This window comes from Pseudomonas sp. WS 5412 (assembly GCF_012985615.1).
Taxonomy (GTDB): Bacteria; Pseudomonadota; Gammaproteobacteria; order Pseudomonadales; family Pseudomonadaceae; genus Aquipseudomonas; species Aquipseudomonas shahriarae.
The window spans coordinates 15,647-35,939 of the sequence record NZ_JAARMB010000026.1; the positions used below are offsets into that span (position 1 = coordinate 15,647).

The 20,293-nt window shown below is 63.1% G+C and carries 18 protein-coding genes; 10 read left to right on the forward strand and 8 right to left on the reverse strand.

The window, feature by feature from the left end; genetic code table 11:
- Positions 1-28 precede the first annotated feature (28 nt).
- The 6 genes from HBR94_RS25215 to pilG all read right to left on the reverse strand — a co-directional run bounded on the left by HBR94_RS25215 (position 29) and on the right by pilG (position 9,905).
- Positions 29-484: a chemotaxis protein CheW gene (locus HBR94_RS25215; protein WP_057440365.1), complete on the reverse strand. Its 456-nt coding sequence runs from the start codon at positions 482-484 to the stop codon at positions 29-31.
- Positions 477-6,332: an Hpt domain-containing protein gene (locus tag HBR94_RS25220; protein WP_169989449.1), complete on the reverse strand. Its 5,856-nt coding sequence runs from the start codon at positions 6,330-6,332 to the stop codon at positions 477-479. The genes HBR94_RS25215 and HBR94_RS25220 overlap by 8 nt, the downstream gene beginning before the upstream one ends.
- Positions 6,333-6,490: 158 nt before the next feature.
- Positions 6,491-8,542, reverse strand: a complete 2,052-nt coding sequence (locus tag HBR94_RS25225; protein WP_057960880.1) for a methyl-accepting chemotaxis protein — start codon at positions 8,540-8,542, stop codon at positions 6,491-6,493.
- Positions 8,539-9,075: a chemotaxis protein CheW gene (locus tag HBR94_RS25230; RefSeq protein ID WP_057440366.1), complete on the reverse strand. Its 537-nt coding sequence runs from the start codon at positions 9,073-9,075 to the stop codon at positions 8,539-8,541. The genes HBR94_RS25225 and HBR94_RS25230 overlap by 4 nt, the downstream gene beginning before the upstream one ends.
- Before the next feature lie 12 nt (positions 9,076-9,087).
- On the reverse strand, positions 9,088-9,453 hold the full coding sequence (gene pilH / locus HBR94_RS25235) for a twitching motility response regulator PilH (RefSeq protein WP_057440367.1): 366 nt from the start codon (positions 9,451-9,453) through the stop codon (positions 9,088-9,090).
- 44 nt (positions 9,454-9,497) lie between these two features.
- Positions 9,498-9,905 carry a twitching motility response regulator PilG gene (gene pilG / locus HBR94_RS25240; protein WP_032858786.1) on the reverse strand — a complete coding sequence of 136 codons (408 nt, stop codon included), beginning with the start codon at positions 9,903-9,905 and terminating at the stop codon, positions 9,498-9,500.
- Positions 9,906-10,143: 238 nt separating this feature from the next.
- On the opposite strand from pilG, the gene gshB reads away from it, so the two are divergent.
- The 7 genes from gshB to HBR94_RS25275 all read left to right on the forward strand — a co-directional run bounded on the left by gshB (position 10,144) and on the right by HBR94_RS25275 (position 16,067).
- Positions 10,144-11,097, forward strand: a complete 954-nt coding sequence (gshB, locus tag HBR94_RS25245) for a glutathione synthase (protein WP_029300457.1) — start codon at positions 10,144-10,146, stop codon at positions 11,095-11,097.
- Positions 11,098-11,174: 77 nt separating this feature from the next.
- Positions 11,175-12,074, forward strand: a complete 900-nt coding sequence (locus HBR94_RS25250) for an energy transducer TonB (RefSeq protein WP_115129202.1) — start codon at positions 11,175-11,177, stop codon at positions 12,072-12,074.
- Between the two features lie 100 nt (positions 12,075-12,174).
- The gene (locus tag HBR94_RS25255) at positions 12,175-12,744 is read left to right on the forward strand and encodes a YqgE/AlgH family protein (protein WP_057440369.1); all 570 of its coding nucleotides are present in this window, start codon (positions 12,175-12,177) and stop codon (positions 12,742-12,744) included.
- Positions 12,744-13,181, forward strand: coding sequence for a Holliday junction resolvase RuvX (gene ruvX, locus HBR94_RS25260; RefSeq protein WP_005792259.1), 438 nt, complete (start codon positions 12,744-12,746; stop codon positions 13,179-13,181). The genes HBR94_RS25255 and ruvX overlap by 1 nt, the downstream gene beginning before the upstream one ends.
- 82 nt (positions 13,182-13,263) lie before the next feature.
- Positions 13,264-13,770, forward strand: a complete 507-nt coding sequence (gene pyrR, locus HBR94_RS25265; RefSeq protein ID WP_169960108.1) for a bifunctional pyr operon transcriptional regulator/uracil phosphoribosyltransferase PyrR — start codon at positions 13,264-13,266, stop codon at positions 13,768-13,770.
- Positions 13,771-13,794: 24 nt separating this feature from the next.
- On the forward strand, positions 13,795-14,799 hold the full coding sequence (locus tag HBR94_RS25270) for an aspartate carbamoyltransferase catalytic subunit (protein WP_057440370.1): 1,005 nt from the start codon (positions 13,795-13,797) through the stop codon (positions 14,797-14,799).
- Entirely contained in the window at positions 14,796-16,067 is a 1,272-nt protein-coding gene (locus HBR94_RS25275) for a dihydroorotase (protein WP_057440371.1), read from the forward strand. Before HBR94_RS25270 ends, HBR94_RS25275 begins: the two co-directional genes overlap by 4 nt.
- 162 nt (positions 16,068-16,229) lie before the next feature.
- Here the strand turns inward: HBR94_RS25275 and HBR94_RS25280 are convergent, their stop codons facing one another.
- Positions 16,230-16,658 (reverse strand): TM2 domain-containing protein, encoded by a 429-nt coding sequence (locus HBR94_RS25280; protein ID WP_057440372.1) that lies wholly within the window; start codon positions 16,656-16,658, stop codon positions 16,230-16,232.
- A gap of 249 nt (positions 16,659-16,907) precedes the next feature.
- On the opposite strand from HBR94_RS25280, the gene HBR94_RS25285 reads away from it, so the two are divergent.
- Positions 16,908-17,543, forward strand: coding sequence for a C40 family peptidase (locus HBR94_RS25285; protein WP_057440373.1), 636 nt, complete (start codon positions 16,908-16,910; stop codon positions 17,541-17,543).
- Positions 17,544-17,661: 118 nt separating this feature from the next.
- Here the strand turns inward: HBR94_RS25285 and HBR94_RS25290 are convergent, their stop codons facing one another.
- Positions 17,662-18,696 carry a type IV pilus twitching motility protein PilT gene (locus HBR94_RS25290; RefSeq protein WP_057960884.1) on the reverse strand — a complete coding sequence of 345 codons (1,035 nt, stop codon included), beginning with the start codon at positions 18,694-18,696 and terminating at the stop codon, positions 17,662-17,664.
- A gap of 57 nt (positions 18,697-18,753) precedes the next feature.
- Between HBR94_RS25290 and HBR94_RS25295 the strand changes: the two genes are divergently transcribed.
- Both HBR94_RS25295 and proC read left to right on the forward strand, forming a co-directional pair.
- Positions 18,754-19,440 (forward strand): YggS family pyridoxal phosphate-dependent enzyme, encoded by a 687-nt coding sequence (locus tag HBR94_RS25295; protein ID WP_170045719.1) that lies wholly within the window; start codon positions 18,754-18,756, stop codon positions 19,438-19,440.
- A 33-nt stretch (positions 19,441-19,473) separates the two neighbouring features.
- Positions 19,474-20,292, forward strand: coding sequence for a pyrroline-5-carboxylate reductase (proC, locus tag HBR94_RS25300; protein WP_057440375.1), 819 nt, complete (start codon positions 19,474-19,476; stop codon positions 20,290-20,292).
- Position 20,293 lies beyond the last annotated feature (1 nt).

Genomic DNA, 20,293 nt, shown 5'->3' on the forward strand with positions numbered 1-20,293 from the left:
GGTCTTCAGAGGTGCTGAGAACGGGGGTTCAGGCCAGGCCAGCTTCGACCAGCAGCGCTTCCAGCCCCATCAGGTCCGGCACTTTCGCCACATGTTCGCCGACCTGTACCGCCGCCAGTTCCAGCGGTGATAGGGGGACGTCCACATAACTCAGTTGGCTGTCGAGCTTGTACGAACGGGGAATGCCCTGGATCACCAGCGCAATAAACTTCAATGTCGGGCGCCCGCCCAGGGCGTTGAGCACGACGATTCGTGCGCGTTCGCTGACGACGCTGGTGCCACCGCAGGCCGCTTCAAAGCTGATCAGGGGCAGTTGCTGGTCGCGCCAGGTCACTGGCCGCAAGTACCACGGCGGGGCGTCGCTGGCCGGTTCGCCGCGCTGGAAGTCGATCAGCTCGGCCACCGCCACGTTGGGCAGCAACAGGTGGCGGTCGGCCAGGGGCAGCAGCAAGCCGGTGAGTTGACTGGTGCGGTGGTCAAGCATGTTTCGGGCTCCAGTAGGCGATGCTTTCGAGCAACACCGACTCTTGATAGGGCTTGCCAAGGTAGTCGTTGACGCCAATCGCCATGGCCCGGTCGCGGTGTTTCTGGCCGGTGCGCGAGGTGATCATAATGATCGGCAGGCGCGCGAGCCGCGGGTCGTTGCGCACCTGGATCGCCACTTCAAAACCATCCATGCGCGGCATTTCGATGTCCAGCAACATCAGGTCGGGGGTGTGTTCTTCAAGCAAGGCGATGGCGTCGATGCCGTCCTTGGCGGTCAGTACGTTCATGCCGTTGCGTTCCAGCAGGCGGCTGGTGACTTTGCGTACGGTCACCGAATCGTCCACCACCAGCACCAGCAACCGCTGTTTTTTCTGCGGCTCGTTGACCGCCAATGCGGTGTCCGCCGCCTGGGCCGGCAAGGCCGGGGCCAGGGCGCGGATATGCGCCAGCAGGTCGATGATCAACACCACCCGGCCATCGCCGAGGATGGTCGCCCCCGACAGCCCCTGCACCGCCGCAAACTGCGGGCCAAGGCCCTTGACCACGATTTCCCGGGTGCCGGCCATGTCGTCCACCTGCACCGCAATGTACCGCTCGTTGCACTGCATCAGCAGCACCGGCAGCGGCTGGCTTTGCCCCAACAGCTTGGGCCGGGCCACGGTGTGCAGCAACTCGCCCAGGTAATACAACTCGTAGTGCTGGCCGGCGTATTCATACACCGGCGGGTCCAGTTGGTAATGCCCTTCCAGCTCATTGGGCAGCACGCGCACCAGGCCCTGGATGGTGTTCAGCGGAATCGCGTACTGATCCTCAAAACACTGCACCATCAATGCCCGGTTGACCGACACGGTAAACGGCAGGCGAATGCGAAAGTGCACGCCCTGCCCCGGCGTGGAGTCGATCACCATGCTGCCGCCCAGTTGGCGCACTTCTTCATGCACCACGTCCATGCCCACGCCGCGCCCGGAAATCTGGGTGATTTTTTCGGCGGTGGAAAAGCCCGGCTGCAAGATGAACTGCAACACGTCGCGGTCGCTGATCTCCATCTCCGGGTCCAGCAGGCCGCGCTTGATCGCCTTGCGCCGCACCGCATCCAGAGGCACGCCCGCACCGTCGTCGCGCATGTCGAAGATGATGTCACCGCCTTCGTGGCTCAGGTCCAGGGTGATCCGGCCCTTCTCCGGCTTGCCCGCCAACAACCGCGCATCCCGCGATTCCAGGCCATGGTCGACGGCGTTGCGCAGCATATGTTCCAGGGGCGCGGCCATGCGTTCCAGCACGTTGCGGTCCATCTCGCCCTCGGCATTGCCGACCACGAATTCCACGTCCTTGCCCAGCTCGCCGGCCACTTGCCGCACGATACGCTTGAGGCGCGGCAGCATGCGCTCGAACGGTACCATGCGCGTGCGCATCAGGCCCTCTTGCAGCTCGGTGTTGATCCGCGCCTGTTGCTGCAACAGGTTTTGCGCGTCCTGGTTACGCTGGTCGAGGGTCTCCTTGAGGTCCAGCAGGTCCGAGGCTGACTCAGACAACGCACGGGACAACTGTTGCAACTGGGAATGACGATCCATTTCCAGCGGGTCGAATTCTTCATAGCCCAGGCGCTCGGTTTCGGCGTGCTGACGGCTGAGGATGCGCCCCTGGGTCTCGGTATCGAGGCGGCGCAGTTGGTCGCGCATACGCTCGATGGTGGTTTCCACCTCGCTGAGGGCGGCGCGAGCATCGTTGACCTGCTGCTCGATACGCCCACGGAAAATCGAGGTTTCACCGGCCAGGTTGACCAGGTCATCCAGCAGCTCGGCAGAGATTTTCACCATGTCCGCGCCCGGCTCGCTGGCTGCCGGCGCTTCCGGTTTGCTGGCGACCATGGCGACCGGTACCGCCTGGTCTTCGCTGGGCTGGACCAGGCTTTTGATGCGTTCGATCAGGCGTTCCACCGAGCCGACCGGCAACCCCGCCGCCACCGCCTCGACCATCTGCGCCAGACGGTCATGGCAGCCTTGCAGCAGCGCGAACAGCTCGCTGGTGGGCGCCAGCAAGCCCGCCGACAGGCCTTCGTAGAGAAACTCCAGCTCATGGGCCAGGTCACCGATCGGGCCGATTTCGACCATGCGCGCGCCGCCCTTGAGGGTGTGCAGGTCGCGCAGCAGGGTCTCGACTTCCTGACGGCCCTGGGGCTCGGCCTGCCAGCGCAACAGCGCAGCGCCGGAGCTGTCGAGGATGTCGGCCGCTTCTTCAAGAAAGATATCCAGCAGCTCGGGATCACTGCCGGCCCCCTGCGCCTCGGGTGCAGTGGGCGCCGCGACCGGCGCAGCGTTCTGGCGCACCTCGCGCAAGCGGCTGATCAGGGCGTTGGAGTCGCTCAGGGGTTGCTGCTCTTGCAACTGCTCCAACTGCAAGGCCAGGTGTTCGTGGCTGTCCATCAACACTTGCGCTATTTCACCGGAGTAGCTGTAGCGCCGGTCCACCAGGCCTTCGTAAAGACTTTCCAGTTCCTGGGCCAGATCGCCCACCGGGCCGATTTCGGCCATGCGCGCGCCGCCGCGCAGGGTATGCAGGTCCCGTTGCAGGGACGACAGCGGCGCCACGCCGTCGGGCTCTAGCAACCAGCGCTTGAGGGATTGCCCGGCGCTGTCGAGGATATCCACCGCTTCCTCAAGGAAAATCTCGACGATTTCATCGTCCACCGCCCAGTCCTGTTGCAACTGCGTGGTGGCCGCCCCCAGTTCGGCAATGCTCAATGCGCGGCTGCCGTCGGTTTTGATCAGGCCGGTGGCGCTGGGGTCCAGCCCTTCATCGAGCAACTCGCGCAAGGCTTTCATGCGCGCCGGTGCCGGGCTGACTTCCTGGCCGGCGGCCAGTTGGTCGAGCATGTTGATCAGGGCTTCATGGGCCTGCTCGGCCTCCTGGAAAAACCGCTCGCTGACCGCCAGGCTGCTCTCTTCCACTGCGCCATAGAGGTCGAGCAAGGCTTCGCACAGCTCATCCATCGGGTGCAGGTCGGCCAGGTGCGCGCCCTCGCCCAGGGTGGTCAGCTCGTCCAGCAATGCGCTGAGTTCCTGGCGCTCGCCAGGGTGTTGCTGCCAGCGCCGCAGCAGGCTTTCGGCGTCGAGCAGGATGTCCATGCCCTGGGCCAGGAAGTTGCTGATCAAGTGTGGGTCGCGCTTGACCCGCAGGCCGGCGCTCGGCGCATTGAGCACCGCTTCGAGATGGCTGTCGAGGTGCGCCTGGGTGCGTTTGATCAAGTCGGCCGCGCCGTTGATGGGCACCAGAGGATCGCTGTCCAACTGGCGCAGGCCGCGCTGGAACAAGGCTTCGCCCTCCAGCAGCAGTTCGATTTCATCCAGGTCCAACGGCAAGCGATGGGCCTTGTATTCACGGGTCAGGTGGTCCAACGGCCGCGCCAATTCGGCGATGGGCAGCACCCCCGCCATGTAGGCGCTGCCCTTGAGGGTATGCAGGGCGCGTTGCAACTCATCGCTGACGGGCAGCGGCATCTGTTCGGTGGCCTGGTGCAAAAACTGGTTGAGGCTGTCCAGGTGGCTCTGCGCTTCGTTGCGGAAAATTTCCAGCAGCAGCGGGTCGAGTGCGCTGTCGTCCGGCTCCATGGCTTCGGGTAACGGTGCGCCACTGGCCAGGGCATGGGCGCGCGCGGCAAGCAGGTCGACATCATCGCGCTGGCGCTGGGCGTCGGCGGCGAACTCGGCGATCAGCGCCGGCAAGAGCACCAGCACATCATCCAGTACGGCCTGGACCTCGGCACCCGGCGCGACCACCCGCTCGAGCACGCGGTTCAGCAGGTTTTCCACGGCCCACGCCAGCTCCGCCAGCACCAGGGCTCGCACCATGCGCCCACTGCCCTTGAGAGTATGGAAGGCACGGCGCATATCGCTCAGGGCGGTCTTGTCTTCGAGGCTGGCAGCGCCTTGGGGTATCAAGCGCTGCAGTACTTCCAGCACTTCGGCGGTTTCTTCCAGGAACACTTCGCGCAGTTCATCATCCACCGACTCTTCGTCGGCCGGTGGCGGCAACAGGCTGCCCGGGCGTTGCAGTGCCGGCGGGTTGAGGCGCGGCGTCGGGCTGGCGAGCGCCTGTGCCAGCGTCTGGGTGTTATCCGTGGTTTCATCGCTCAACGCCGAGCGCTCCTGGCGCCAGGTCTGCTGGGCCTGCAGCGGCGCGTAACCCAGCGCCGCGAGGCCTTCGTAAGCGATGTCCAAGACACGTTCGCCGGGCGCATCCGGGTCCTGGAGCATGCGTTCGAGGTAGTGCTCCAGGCTGGTGAGCACGTCGGCAAGATGCTCGAGTTGTGCCGCAGAGGGCGCAGTGTCCTGGACCATCAACTGCTCATCCACGTAGTCATTAAAACCACGCATCAGGCTCGCCGCACGGGGCAGCGGAATCATTGCCAGGGCGCCACGCACCTGGGTCAGCAGCTCTGGCAGGGATTCCAGGCGTTGTGTATCCCATTGCGCCTCAAGGCAGTCGATGATCAGCTCCCGCGCCTGCTTGAGGCACTGGCACGACTCCTTGATCACCAACTGGTGGATCTGGGTCAGGTCGGTGGTGGGCAGGCGGCTGTCTTCACGGTTTTGCGGCTCGACAGTGCCGACCATCCCGGCCAGGGTCGCTTCGACATAAAGCAGGGCCCCGGCGACATCCATCAACACCGCGTCGTTGGGCTCGCGCTGCCCCTGGGCCAGGCCCTGGACCACCGCCAACTGGTCGATGATGACTTTGCGCGGCTGGCCAAAGCCAAGCACCGCCAGGGTATCGGCGATCTGGCGCAAGGGCGCCAACAGGCTGTCGAGGTCCGCGATGTGCTGGCGGTCGCTGCGCACAAACAGGTCCAGGCGTTCCTTGACCCGTACCAACTCCTCACACAACGCGCCGAGCACCGAGCCCATGGCATTGCGGTCCGGCCCGGCCAGGCGCGCGCGCTCGGCATCGACCACGGTGCTGTCGGGCAAGGCTTCATCCAGGCCGTAGCGTTCCTTGAGGCTTTGCATGCGCGGCGTCGGCCGGGTGACTTTGGCGATATAAAACAGCAGGCTCTTGAGCAACTGGTCCGGTGCCGGGCTGTTGATCCCTTCGATGCCCTGGGTTTGCAGGCGCTTGAGCACCTTGTCGCAGCTCTTGAGCAGGCTGCGCAATGCCGGGCTATTGGCGATCACGCCAGTGAGCATGCCTTCGGCCAGCGCCGAGGTGACTTGCCACAACGGCAGCAATGGCGCGCCGTGACACAGTGCTTCCAGTTGGGCGAAGACCCGTGCCATGTCTTCCAGGTTGCTCGGGCCGTGATCTTCACGCAGCAGCCCGGCCAGGCCCTGTTGCAGCATTTGCCGCCAGTGCTGCAGTTGCTCGGCAAAGTCCGCCGGTGCCCGCTGGGCCAGGGCGTCATCGGGCAGCGGGGCGATCACCAGCAGTTGCGGGCTGAACAGGCTGGTTTCCGAGAGCAGGCTTTTGCCGTGCACGCTGCGCAGGTCGTTGAGCAGCGGCAACACCACCAGGGGCAGGTCGCGCCGGGCGCTGTGCACACGGTCCAGGTACAACGGCAGTTGCCCGAGGGCCTGTTGCAGCAGGCGGATGCCTTCTTCGCGCTGGCTGACGTGCCCGGCTTGCAGGGCCTGAGCCAGGTGCTCCATTTCTTCGGCAAGCAGTGCCGCGCCGTAGAACTCGACCATCTGCAGGGCGCCGTGGACCTGATGAATGCCCTCCAGGCACTGCGCGAGGGCTTGCTCGCTGGCGTCGTCGGCAAAGGCGTCCAGTGCCGCACGGGCCTGCTTCAGGGTGTCGGCGATCTCGCCCTTGACCCATTCGAGGGCGACGTAGTCGTGCCGGTCAACCATAACGACTCCCGTCTGAATGGGTGAAAAGTGAGAATCCATGTGGGAGCGGGCTTGCTCGCGAAAGCGCTGGGTCAGTCGGCACATTAGGTGACTGATACACCGCTTTCGCGAGCAAGCCCGCTCCCACATTTAGATTGCGGTGGTTTTGGGGGGGCATGTCATTCATCGGTCTTGCGCACGGGCGGCAAGGTGAAGCCCGATACCGAGCGGCGCAACTGGCTGGCCATTTTGGCCAGGTTGCCAATGCTTTCGGCGGTGGCCGTGGAGCCCGATGAGGTTTGGCTGGTGATCTGCTGGATCACGTTCATGGTCAGGGAGATCTGCCCCGCCGACGAGGTTTGCTGCTGCGCCGCGTTGGAGATGCTCTGGATCAGCGCAGCCAGGGTCTTGGACACCCCCTCGATTTCTTCCAGGGCCACCCCGGCGTCCTGGGCCAGCCGCGCGCCGCGCACCACTTCGGTGGTGGTCTGCTCCATGGAAATCACGGCTTCGTTGGTGTCGGTCTGGATCGCCCGCACCAGGTTCTCGATCTGCCGGGTGGCGGCCGACGAGCGCTCGGCCAGGCGCTGCACCTCATCGGCCACCACTGCAAAGCCGCGCCCGGCGTCACCGGCCATGCTCGCCTGGATCGCGGCGTTGAGGGCAAGGATGTTGGTCTGGTCGGCGATATCGTCGATCAGGCTGACAATATCGCCAATTTCCTGAGACGATTCCCCCAGGCGCTTGATGCGTTTGGCGGTGTCCTGGATCTGTTCACGGATGTTGTCCATGCCGTGGATGGTGTTGTGCACCACCTCGTTGCCCTTGTTGGCGATCTCCACCGAACGTTCGGCCACGGCCGAGGACTCGGCGGCGTTGGCCGATACCTGGTCGATGGATTGGGCCATCTGGTTGATCGCCGTGGAGGCTTCGGCGATCTGCTGGGCCTGGTGCTCCGAGGCCTGGGCCAGGTGCATGGCGGTGGCCTGGGTTTCCTGCACCGCACCGGCCACTTCACCGGCAGTGAGGTTGATGGTCGCCACCAGGTCACGCAACTGGTCCACCGAATAGTTGATGGAATCGGCGATGGTGCCGGTAAAATCTTCGGTCACCGAGGCGGTCACGGTGAGGTCGCCGTCGGCCAGGTCTTCGATTTCGTCCAGCAGGCGCATGATCGCGTTCTGATTGCGTTCGTTTTTCTCGGCGGTTTCGCGCAACTGACGATTGGTCTCGCGCACCATCACCAGGCCGATCAGGATAATCGAGGCCAGCGCCAGCAAGCCCAGGGCATAGCCGCCGATGGTGTCGAGGGTGCGCCCGCCGGCCAGGTTTTCAAAGCCGGTGGCCAGTTGCGAGGCTTCATCGAGCAGGGTCTGCGAGAGGCTGAAGATGTTGCTCGCCGAGGCGCGCACCTGGAACAGTTGTGGCGAGGTTTCGAGGATTTCATCCACGGAGCCGGAGACAAACTCGAACAGCTCGGCAATTTCCGCCAGGCGCGCCCGGGCGTCCGAGTCTTGCACCTCACTGATCTTCAGGCCGGCACTGCCCTGGAGCATACCGGCCAGGACCTGGCCAAAACGGTTGGCGTCGCGGCCAAAGGCGTCGGCGGCCTTGACCGCCGTGTCATCTCCCGCCAGCACCGTGTTGACCGCTCCCAGGATGCGCTCGGCCAATAACGACTGGCGCTGGGCCACCGCCACCTGGCTGGCGGGCGCGCCGCGCTGCAGCAGGATCTCGACGACCTTTTCCGACTCGATCTGTAATTGCGGCACGGTTTCGGCAAGGGTCGCCGCCACTTGATGCAGGGACAGCACCGTCTGCTCGCTGGCCAGGATCACGTCGGTGTTCTTCAGCAAGGCTTCCCAGTCATGCTGCACGGCGCGCATTTCGCTGCGCACGGCAGCGGGTGCAGCGGGCAGGCCGGTGGCCGGGTCGCCTTTTTTCAGGTAACCCCAGCGCTGGGCAAAATCATTGCGCGCCTCACTCAGCAGCTTGAACGCGGCGGCCTTGCCGGCGGCGGCCTCCGTGGCGTTCTTGGCAATGCGCTGGGACAGCACCCGCAGCTCGCCGGCGTGGCCGATGTACTGCTTGTCGTAGGTGGACTGGGTGTTGAGGTACGCGAAGTTGGCGAACAGCAGCATGATGAAGATGATCAGCGCGATAAACAGCACGATGATCTGCGAACGGCTACGGGAGGCTTCCTGCGGTTTGACGGGGGTGGCGGTGCTCATGCGGCAACATCCAGAAAGCCCGGGGCCTGGGCCAGGGCGAAGGGGCTGAAGACCTGCCACAGCGGGTCGCCGCTGAACTGGCCTTGGATAAACGCGGCGCTGGCGGCGGGCACGCTGGCCGATACCGGAAGCAGCAGGTCCTGGGCAAAGTGTTGCAGGCCGACCACTTCATCCACCAGCAGGCCGACAAAGGTGTCTTCGTGCTCGATCACCAGCACCCGGCGCTGCTTGCGCGCCGCCGACAGCTCATAGCCGAAAAACCCACACAGGTTGATCACCGGCAGCAAGCGCCCGCGCAGGTTGGCCACGCCCCTGACCCAGGGCTTGACCCCCGGCATCAAGGTGCAGCGCGGTTCATGCAGCACCTCGGCGACTTCGCCCATGGGCGCCACATACCAATGCCCGCCCAAGCGAAAGCCGATGCCGCTCCAGCTGTGCGACCGGGTTTCCTGGGACGGCAAATCAGCGGCCAGCAGGCGGCAGCGGCGGTCGATGTCCAGCAGCAGCTCAAAGGCGGTTTGCGACTCGGTCATGGGAACGTGCCGTCAGGGTTTGAGCACCGAGTTCAGGACTTCAATCAGCTTGTCTTCTTCCACCGGCTTGGTCAGGTATGCCTTGGCCCCTTGGCGCGCGCCCCAGATCTTGTCGGTTTCCTGGTCCTTGGTGGTGACGATGATGATCGGGATACCGCTGGTTTCCGGTTCCTTGGACAATTGGCGCGTGGCCTGGAAGCCATTGAGGCCGGGCATGACGATATCCATCAAGACGGCGTCGGGCTTCTCCTGGCGGGCCAGGGCGACGCCATCGGCACCGTTTTCGGCCTTGAGGACCTGGTGACCGTGCTTTTCCAGCATGCCGGTCAGTTTGTACATTTCAGTCGGCGAATCGTCGACGATCAGAACGCGTGCCATGGTTTTCCCCACTACATTGGTTGACGCAAGCCCCGGGGGCTAGGTCAATGTGCTTGTTCTACTGCAGCGAAACCCGGCACATAGGCCTTGATCGCACTCAGCAGTTCTTCCTTGCTGAAAGGCTTGGTCAAAAATTGATCGACGCCGACGATGCGCCCCTTGGCTTTGTCGAACAGGCCGTCCCTGGACGAGAGCATGATCACCGGAATGGCCTTGAACGCCGGGTTGTTCTTGACCAGGGCGCAGGTCTGATAGCCATCCAGGCGCGGCATCATGATGTCGACAAAGATAATGTGCGGGTGGTGGTCAACGATCCTGGCCAGGGCATCAAAACCGTCGATGGCCGTGATGACTTCGCACCCCACGTTCTTCAACAGCGTTTCAGCGGTGCGGCGAATCGTTTTCGAATCGTCGATCACCATCACTTTCAAGGCGTTGGAATGCTGTTCCATATCTGCTCTACCATCGCCACAGCGAATCGGTTTTCGGTGTGTACTGCCGGGTGCGGCCTGGGACCAGCGCCAAAACCCTTGCCGTGCAAGGGCCGACACGCCATGGCAGCCTTTTTAGCACAGACTGGGAAGGCAATCTATCGGCCGACCGGCAAGGTGGTTTTTCCTTGACCCACAACAGCCGCAGCGCCACTCTGACGCCACTTTTATGCGCCCTTATTTGTTAGAGGAATTCCCCATGAGCGTTCGCGTCGGCATTGTCATGGACCCTATCGCCAGCATCTCCTATAAAAAGGATAGCTCGCTGGCCATGCTGCTCGCCGCCCAGGCCCGCGGCTGGACCCTGTTCTATATGGAGCAGCGCGACCTTTACCAGGGCGACGGCGAGGCGCGGGCGCGGATGCGCCCCTTGCAGGTGTTCGCCAATCCAGAGAAGTGGTTTGAGCTGCAAGACGAGATCGACAGCCCCCTGAGCGACCTGGACGTGATCCTGATGCGCAAGGATCCGCCGTTCGACATGGAGTTCGTCTACTCCACCTACCTGCTGGAGCAGGCCGAGCGCGCCGGCGTGCTGATCGTCAACAAGCCGCAGAGCCTGCGCGACTGCAACGAAAAGCTGTTCGCCACCCTGTTCCCGCAGTGCACGCCACCGACCGTGGTCAGCCGCCGCGCCGATGTATTGCGTGAATTTGCCGCCAAGCATGGCGATGTGATCCTCAAGCCGCTGGACGGCATGGGCGGCACCTCGATCTTCCGTCACCGCGCGGGCGACCCGAACCTGTCGGTGATCCTTGAGACCCTGACCGCCCTCGGCACCCAGCAGATCATGGGCCAGGCCTACCTGCCAGCGATCAAGGACGGCGACAAGCGCATCCTGATGATCGACGGCGAGCCGGTGGATTACTGCCTGGCACGCATCCCGGCGGCCGGCGAGACCCGTGGCAACCTCGCGGCCGGTGGTCGTGGCGAAGCCCGCCCGCTGAGCGACAAGGACCGCTGGATCGCCGCCCAGGTTGGCCCGACCCTGCGGGAAAAGGGCCTGCTGTTTGTAGGCCTTGACGTAATTGGCGAGCACCTGACCGAAATCAACGTGACCAGTCCCACCTGTATCCGCGAAATAGACAACGCGTTCGGCACCAATATCGGCGAAATGCTCATGGCAGCGATTGCCGACAAGCTACAAGCCAAGTGACATAGAACAGCCAGATGTAAACCAACATTGCGCTATCATGCGCCACCCGTGAGACGCGCGATGTTGGTTTTCCTGTTATGACGCTTCCGTCCGACCTGCCCCCCCAATTCACCCATAGCGGCGTACGCCCGGCTGATCGGCTCGGATTTACCCTGTTCCTGGCAGCGCTGATTCATTTGGCGTTGATCCTTGGCCTGGGCTTCACCTTCGTCGAACCCCAACAGATCAGCAAAACCCTGGAAATCACCCTCGCCACCTTCAAAAGTGAAAAAAAGCCCGAAAAGGCTGACTTCCTGGCCCAGGACAATCAGCAGGGCAGCGGCACCCTGGATAAAAAGGCAGTGCCCAAGACCACCGAAGTGGCGCCCTTCCAGGACAACAAGATCAATAAGGTCACCCCGCCTCCAGCGGCCAAGCCTGAGGTCAAGCAGGCCGCGCCCAAGGCCGCCGTCGCCACCGTTGCGCCAAAACCCCAGAAGGCCGTGACCCAGCGCGAAGCCGTGAAGACCGAGCCTACGCCAAGCAAACCCGCCCCCACATTTGACAGCTCGCAGCTTTCCAGCGAAATCTCCAGCCTGGAAGCCGAACTGGCCAACGAACAACAACTGTACGCCAAGCGCCCGCGCATCTACCGGCTCAATGCCGCCTCCACCATGCGCGACAAAGGCGCCTGGTATAAGGACGAATGGCGCAAGAAGGTCGAGCGCATCGGCAACTTGAACTACCCGGACGAGGCCCGTCGCCAGCAGATCTACGGCAACTTGCGCCTGCTGGTGTCGATCAACCGCGACGGCTCCCTGTATGAAGTGCTGGTGCTGGAGTCCTCCGGCCAGCCATTGCTGGACCAGGCGGCGCAACGCATCGTGCGCCTGGCTGCACCGTTCGCCCCGTTTACCGGCGACCTGAACGATATCGACCGCCTGGAAATCATCCGCACCTGGCGTTTTGCCAAAGGCGACCGGCTTTCCAGCAACTGACCTCTGCAAGCTCGCGCCTACACGGGAAACAAATCCGCTAACCGTATTCCTACACATCCCCAGCTTGTCAGTTCGCCCCTCCAACGCCACACTAGCGGACATGAAAAATGTCAGCCCGACTTACCTCAAGCACCAATTCCTGATCGCCATGCCCCATATGGCCGACCCGAACTTTGCGCACACCTTGACCTATATCGTCGAGCACACGGCCGATGGCGCCATGGGGCTGGTGGTCAACCGCCCGCAAAGCCTGAACCTGGCAGATATCCTTGAGCAACTGCGCCCGGAGATCGACCCGCCCGCCAGTTGCCAGGCAGTGCCGATCTATTTCGGCGGCCCGGTGCAGACGGACCGGGGTTTCGTGCTGCATCCCAGCGGCCCGACGTTCCAGGCCACTGTCGACCTGGAGGGCGTGTCGCTGTCCACCTCCCAGGACGTGCTGTTTGCCATCGCCGATGGCGTCGGCCCGCAGCAGAGCCTGATTACCCTGGGCTACGCGGGCTGGGAAGCCGGGCAACTGGAAGAAGAACTGGCCAACAATGCCTGGCTGACCTGCCCGTTCGATGCCGACATTCTGTTCAATACCGCCAGCGAACTGCGCCTGAATGCCGCGGCCAAGCAGTTGGGGGTCAACCTCAACCTGCTGACCAGCCAGGCGGGGCACGCCTGATGGCCTTGCGACTGATCCTCGGGTTTGACTACGGCACCAAGCAGATCGGCGTGGCCGTGGGCCAGGTCATCACCGGCCAGGCCCGCGAGCTGTGTACCTTGAAGGCGCAAAACGGCATTCCGGACTGGAATCAGGTCGAAGCCCTGATCAAGGAATGGAAGCCCGACGCGGTGGTGGTCGGCCTGCCGCTGAACATGGACGGCACCCCCAGCGACATGTGCCTGCGCGCCGAGAAGTTCGCTCGTCGCCTCAATGGCCGCTACAACCTGCCCTTCTATACCCACGATGAGCGCCTGACGACCTTCGAGGCCAAGGGTGAGCGCCGCGACCGTGGCGGGCAGAAAGGCAGCTACCGCGACAACCCGGTCGACGCCATTGCCGCCGCCTTGCTGTTGCAGGGCTGGCTGGATGAAAACACTGCTTTATTTGAATCCTGACTGACGCGGCTTGCCGCGTCTTCTTACGTTTGAGCCCGGACTTTGTCAGCGTCACGCTGGCCGAGCCCTTGAAGGAGCCACCATGAGCCTGCCCAATCCCGCCGAACTGATCAGCCAGATGGCGATTCGCCTCAAGGCCCATCTGCAACACCGCGCCATCAGCGAGCCGCGCTTCATCGGCATCCGCACCGGCGGTGTGTGGGTCGCCCAGGCGTTGCTGCAAGAGCTGGGCAATGACTCGCCCCTGGGCACCCTGGACGTGTCCTTCTACCGCGATGACTTCAGCCAGAACGGCCTGCACCCGCAAGTGCGCCCGTCAGCCCTGCCGTTCGAGATCGAAGGCCAGCACCTGGTGCTGATTGATGACGTGCTGATGAGCGGCCGCACCATCCGGGCCGCCATGAACGAGCTGTTCGACTACGGCCGCCCGGCCAGCATCACCCTGGTCTGCCTGCTCGACCTCGAGGCTGGCGAACTGCCGATCAGCCCGGATGTGGTGGGCGCGACCCTGTCGCTTTCAGCCCAGCAGCGGGTAAAATTGTCCGGTCCCACGCCGCTCGAACTCGAACTGCAAGACCTCGCCCTTTAAACCGCCTTGTAAAGAGTCCCCGCGATGACGCCTCTAGATGCCAAGCGCCCGCTGCAGCTCAACGCTCAGGGCCAGCTGCAACACTTCCTGTCCCTCGACGGCCTGCCCCGCGAATTGCTCACCGAAATCCTCGACACTGCCGACTCGTTCCTTGAAGTCGGCGGCCGAGCGGTGAAGAAAGTCCCGCTGCTGCGCGGCAAAACCATTTGCAACGTGTTCTTCGAGAACTCGACGCGCACCCGCACCACCTTCGAACTGGCAGCCCAGCGCCTGTCAGCCGACGTGATCACCCTGAACGTCTCCACCTCGTCGGCGAGCAAGGGCGAAACCCTGCTCGACACCCTGCGTAACCTGGAGGCCATGGCGGCCGACATGTTCGTGGTGCGTCATGGCGACTCGGGCGCGGCGCACTTTATCGCCGAGCACGTGTGCCCGCAGGTGGCGATCATCAACGGCGGCGATGGCCGCCACGCCCACCCGACCCAGGGCATGCTCGACATGCTTACCATCCGTCGGCACAAGGGTGGCTTTGAAAACCTCTCGGTGGCCATCGTCGGCGATATCCTGCATTCGCGGGTAGCGCGCTCGAACATGCTGGCCCTGAAAACCCTGGGCTGCCCGGATATCCGCGTGATTGCACCGAAAACCCTGCTGCCGGTAGGCATCGAGCAATACGGGGTGAAGGTCTACACCGACATGGCCACGGGCCTGAAGGATGTGGACGTGGTGATCATGCTGCGCCTGCAACGCGAGCGCATGGCCGGTGGCCTGCTGCCCAGCGAAGGCGAGTTCTACCGCCTGTTCGGCCTGACCACCGCGCGCCTGGCCGGTGCCAAGCCGGATGCCATTGTCATGCACCCCGGCCCGATCAACCGCGGGGTGGAGATTGAGTCGGCGGTGGCCGACGGGCCGCACTCGGTGATTCTCAACCAGGTTACCTACGGCATCGCCGTACGCATGGCCGTGCTGTCCATGGCCATGAGCGGGCAAACCGCCCAACGTCAATTCGAGCAGGAGAACGCCCAGTGAAGCTCAGCATTCTCGGCGCCCGAGTCATCGATCCGGCCAGCGGCCTGGATCAAGTCACTGATCTGCACCTGGAAGCCGGCAAGATCATTGCCATTGGCGCCGCCCCCAGCGGTTTCAGCCCGGTTCAGAGCATCGACGCCAAAGGCCTGGTGGCTGCTCCCGGCCTGGTAGACCTGAACGTCGCCCTGCGCGAGCCGGGCTACAGCCGCAAAGGCAGCATCGCCAGCGAAACCCGCGCCGCCGCTGCCGGCGGTGTCACCAGCCTGTGCTGCCCGCCGCAGACCAAGCCGGTACTGGACACCTCGGCCGTGGCCGAGCTGATCCTCGACCGTGCCCGCGAGGCCGGCAATTGCAAAGTGTTCCCCATCGGCGCCCTGAGCAAAGGCCTGGATGGCGAACAACTGGCTGAGCTGATTGCCCTGCGCGATGCGGGTTGCGTGGCCTTCGGCAATGGCCTGGAAAGCTTCCGCAGCACCCGCACCCTGTGCCGTGCCCTGGAATACGCAGCCACCTTCGACCTGACGGTGATCTTCCACTCCCAGGACCACGACCTGGCTGAAGGCGGCCTGGCCCATGAAGGCCCTACCGCCAGCTTCCTCGGCCTGGCAGGCATCCCGGAAACCGCAGAAACCGTAGCCCTGGCCCGTGACCTGCTGCTGGTGGAACAAAGCGGGGTGCGTGCGCACTTCAGCCAACTGACCAGCGCCCGCGGCGTGGCCCTGATCGCCCAGGCCCAGGCCCGCGGCTTGCCGGTGACCGCCGATGTGGCGTTGTACCAGTTGATTCTGACAGATGAGGCGTTGATCGACTTCTCCAGCCTGTACCACGTGCAACCGCCACTGCGCACCCGCGCCGACCGCGACGGTTTGCGCGCAGCGGTGAAGTCCGGGGTGGTTTCGGCGATCTCCAGCCATCACCAACCCCACGAGCGGGATGCCAAGCTGGCCCCATTTGGCGCGACAGAGCCTGGGATCAGCAGCGTCGAGTTGCTGCTGCCGCTGGCGATGACCCTGGTGGAAGATGGGTTGCTGGACTTGCCAACGCTGCTGGCACGCCTGAGCTCAGGCCCGGCCCAAGCGCTGCGCCTGCCGGCGGGCAAGCTGGCGGTGGGTTCTGCGGCGGACCTGGTGCTGTTTGATCCGGCCAGCTCCACCGTGGCTGGCGAGCAGTGGCTGTCTCGGGGTGAAAACTGCCCATTCATCGGCCATAGCTTGCCGGCGACTGTGCGCTACACCCTGGTGGATGGACGGATCAGCTACCAGGCCTGATCCGCTCTAAAGTGGGCACGGTCAAAAATGTAGGAGCCAGCTTGTGTGGGAGCTGGCTTGCCTGCGATTGCATCACCTCAGTGCCACTGACATACCGAGGTGCCCGCATCGCAGGCAAGCCTGCTTCCACATTTGACCGTGCCCACATGAGCCTAGCCAGGCTTAGCGCCCGCCCAGCCGCTCGGCATTGCGGATCGAAACCTGCGTATTCAGCGTCCAGAAGTCATACAGCACGCCGACCAGGAACAAGCCGCCCGTTACCAGATACAACAGGCCGGTGAGCCATTTGCCCTGATACATGCGGTGCAAGCCAAACACCCCAAGAAACGTCAGAAGAATCCAGGCCACGTTGTACTCGATCGGCCCGGCGGTAAAACGCAGGTCGGCTTCACGGTCCATCGCCGGGATCAGGAACAGGTCGATCAGCCAGCCAATACCCAGCAAACCAAAGGTGAAGAACCAGATCGTCCCGGTCACCGGCTTGCCGTAGTAAAAGCGGTGTGCCCCGGTAAAACCGAAGATCCAGAGCAGGTAACCGATCACCTTGCTATGGGTGTCCTGTTGCGAAACATCCTGTCGATAGGTGTTCATGAATGACCTCTTTAGCCTCGATAGATAAATATTTCTGGTTTCTTTGTGACTTTTTTACAGGCACCCGACGTACGGCAAATGTTATCGTCGCTTCCCTCAAAGCCTTATACCGCCTGACTTGTGTAGGACAATTGCGACAGTTCGTCGCGGTTTTCCTGATTTTGACGTCAAGGTTCAGTCGACAGACGGCCTGAGAAAGACACTAAAAGCTGTTATAAAGTTGCGCGCAAACCAACAAGAGCCTGCCTTATGCGACCATTTTTAAAGACATGGCTAACCATTTGCCTATTGATGCCACTGGCCGCCCACGCCACCAATCGTGAGCAACGACTTCCGAACGTTAATGGTTTTACCCCTAAAGTTCACGCCACTACCACCTCCGCCAAATCGGCAAAGCTCACCGTCAAGCGCCCGACTCAGCTGAGCAAGGCCAACGTTAAAGCAGTTCCGGGCCTGGTAGCGAGCAATAACCAGCAAAGCAGCAAAGTCTTGAGCCGTGCCGTGAACGTGCTCGGTACCCCTTATCGTTGGGGCGGCAGTAGCCCAAGTAAAGGCTTTGATTGCAGCGGCCTGGTGAAATACGCCTTCAATGATGTGGCTGCAGTGGATTTGCCACGCACCTCCAACGCCATGGCCAGCGGCCACGGGCAGAAGGTCGATCGCAAGGATCTGAAGCCCGGCGACCTGTTGTTCTTCAAGCTCAAGAGCCGCCAGGTCAACCATGTTGCCATCTACCTGGGCAACGACCGCTTTATCCACGCACCGCGCCGTGGCAAGTCGGTCAGCATCGACACCCTGAAAAAGCCGTTCTGGAACAAGAACTACGTGATTGCCAAGCGCGTGCTGCCCAAAGAGCAGAACAACCTGCGGATTGTGCAGCGCTGACAGTAAATGCAAATGTGAATGCTGGCTTGTGTGGGAGCTGGCTTGCCTGCGATAGCATCACCTCAGTGTGACTGACACACCGAGTTGCCTGCATCGCAGGCAAGCCAGCTCCCACATCCTATATATCTGCGGGCACCCTCGCCTGCTCCCGGGCCTCTTCAAGCCTGACCAGTCCCTGACTGACCAACCCCTTCAAGCTCATATCCAACGTCTTCATCCCCAGCGCCCCGCCCGTCTGAATCGCCGAATACAACTGCGCCACCTTGTCCTCGCGGATCAGGTTGCGGATCGCCGGTGTGCCGAGCATGATTTCATGGGCCGCCACGCGCCCGCCGCCGACTTTCTTCAGCAACACCTGGGACACCACCGCCTGCAGCGATTCCGAGAGCATCGAGCGGACCATGGCCTTTTCCCCCGCCGGAAACACATCCACCAGCCGATCCACGGTTTTCGCCGCCGAACTGGTGTGCAGGGTGCCAAACACCAAGTGCCCGGTTTCCGCCGCCGTCAGGGCCAGGCGGATGGTTTCCAGGTCGCGCAATTCGCCGACCAGGATCACATCCGGGTCTTCGCGCAACGCCGAACGCAGGGCCGTCGAGAAACTGTGGGTGTCGCGGTGCACCTGGCGTTGGCTGATCAGCGCTTTACGCGGTTCGTGGACAAACTCGATAGGGTCTTCAAGGGTCAGGATGTGCTGCTGACGGGTGCTGTTGAGGTAATCGACCATCGCCGCCAGGGTGGTGGACTTGCCCGAGCCCGTGGCACCGGTCACCAGCACCAGCCCTCTGGGCAATTCGGCGATGCGCCGGAATATGTCCCCCAGCCCCAGGGCTTCCAGGCTCTGGACCCGAGAGGGGATCGCACGGAACACCGCCCCCAGCCCCCGGTGCTGGCAGAACACGTTGGCGCGAAAGCGCGCGACGCCAGGCAAATCGAAGGAAAAATCCGTTTCAAGAGATGTTTCGAAATCCTTTTGCTGGTGTTTATGGAGGATCGGGCTGAGCAAGTCCGCTACTTGCGTAGCACTCAGCACCGGCCAATCCAGTGGCAGTACCTCGCCATCGACGCGCATCCTCGGCGCCAAGCCTGCCGACAGATGCAGGTCGGAGGCGCCCTGGCTGACGCTTGCGGCCAGCAGTTCAGTGATGTCCATAGGGCTATCCATTTCCAGTAGAATGCCGCGGACTCCATATCCGCGGGCGCAACTTTAATGTCGACCATAGCAGACAATATCGGCCTGGTTACCGAGCGGATCCGTGCCGCGGCCCAGGCCGTGCAACGCGATGAAACCAGCGTGCACTTGCTGGCCGTGAGCAAGACCAAACCCGCGCAAGCCGTGCGCGAAGCCTACGCCGCCGGGATGCGCGACTTCGGCGAGAACTACTTGCAGGAAGCCCTGGGCAAACAGGCCGATTTAACCGACCTGCCCTTGAGTTGGCACTTCATCGGCCCCATTCAATCGAACAAGACGCGCGCTATCGCCGAGAATTTCGCTTGGGTGCATTCCGTGGACCGCCTGAAAATTGCCCAACGCCTGTCCGAACAACGCCCGGCCGACCTGCCGCCGCTCAATATCTGCATTCAGGTCAATGTCAGTGGCGAAGCCAGCAAGTCCGGCTGTACACCCGCCGACCTGCCAGCGCTGGCCGAGGCGATCCAGGCCCTGCCCCGCTTGAAGCTGCGTGGCCTGATGGCGATCCCCGAGCCCACCGACGACCGGGCACAGCAAGATGCGGCGTTTGCCGCTGTGCGTGACTTGCAAGTGAGCCTGGACCTGGGGCTCGACACACTTTCCATGGGCATGAGCCATGACCTTGAGTCGGCCATTGCCCAAGGGGCCACCTGGGTGCGGATCGGTACCGCGCTGTTTGGTGCCCGCGACTACGGCCAGCCATGAAATGGCTGACTTCCATCTGAGTAAGGACCTGTCATGAGCAGCACGCGTATAGCCTTTATCGGCGCCGGTAACATGGCGGCCAGCCTGATCGGTGGCCTGCGGGCCAAGGGCCTGCAAGCCTCGCAGATTCGCGCCAGCGATCCGGGCGCCGAGACCCGTGCCCGGGTGAGCGCAGAACACGGTATCGAAACCTTCGCCGACAACGCCGAAGCCATCCAGGGCGTCGACGTGATCGTACTGGCGGTCAAGCCACAGGCCATGAAAGCCGTGTGCGAAGCCTTGCGCCCAAGCCTGGCGCCGCAGCAACTGGTGGTGTCGATTGCCGCCGGTATCAACTGCGCCAGCATGAACAACTGGCTCGGCGCCCAGCCCATCGTGCGCTGCATGCCCAACACCCCATCGCTGCTGCGCCAGGGTGTCAGCGGCCTGTACGCCACCGCCCAAGTGAGCGCCGCCCAGCGTGAGCAGGCCCAGGAGCTGTTGTCGGCCGTGGGTGTGGCCCTGTGGCTGGAAGAAGAGCAGCAACTGGACGCCGTCACCGCCGTGTCCGGCAGTGGCCCGGCGTATTTCTTCCTGCTGGTCGAAGCCATGACCGCCGCCGGCGTGAAGTTGGGCCTGCCACGGGAAATCGCTGAGCAACTGACCCAGCAAACCGCCCTCGGCGCCGCACATATGGTGGTCTCCAGCGATGTGGATGCGGCCGAATTGCGTCGTCGCGTGACCTCGCCCAATGGCACCACACAGGCGGCCATCGAATCATTCCAGGCCGGGGGCTTTGAAGCCCTGGTCGAAAAAGCACTGGGTGCCGCCGCGCACCGCTCGGCTGAACTTGCCGAACAACTGGGTCAATAAG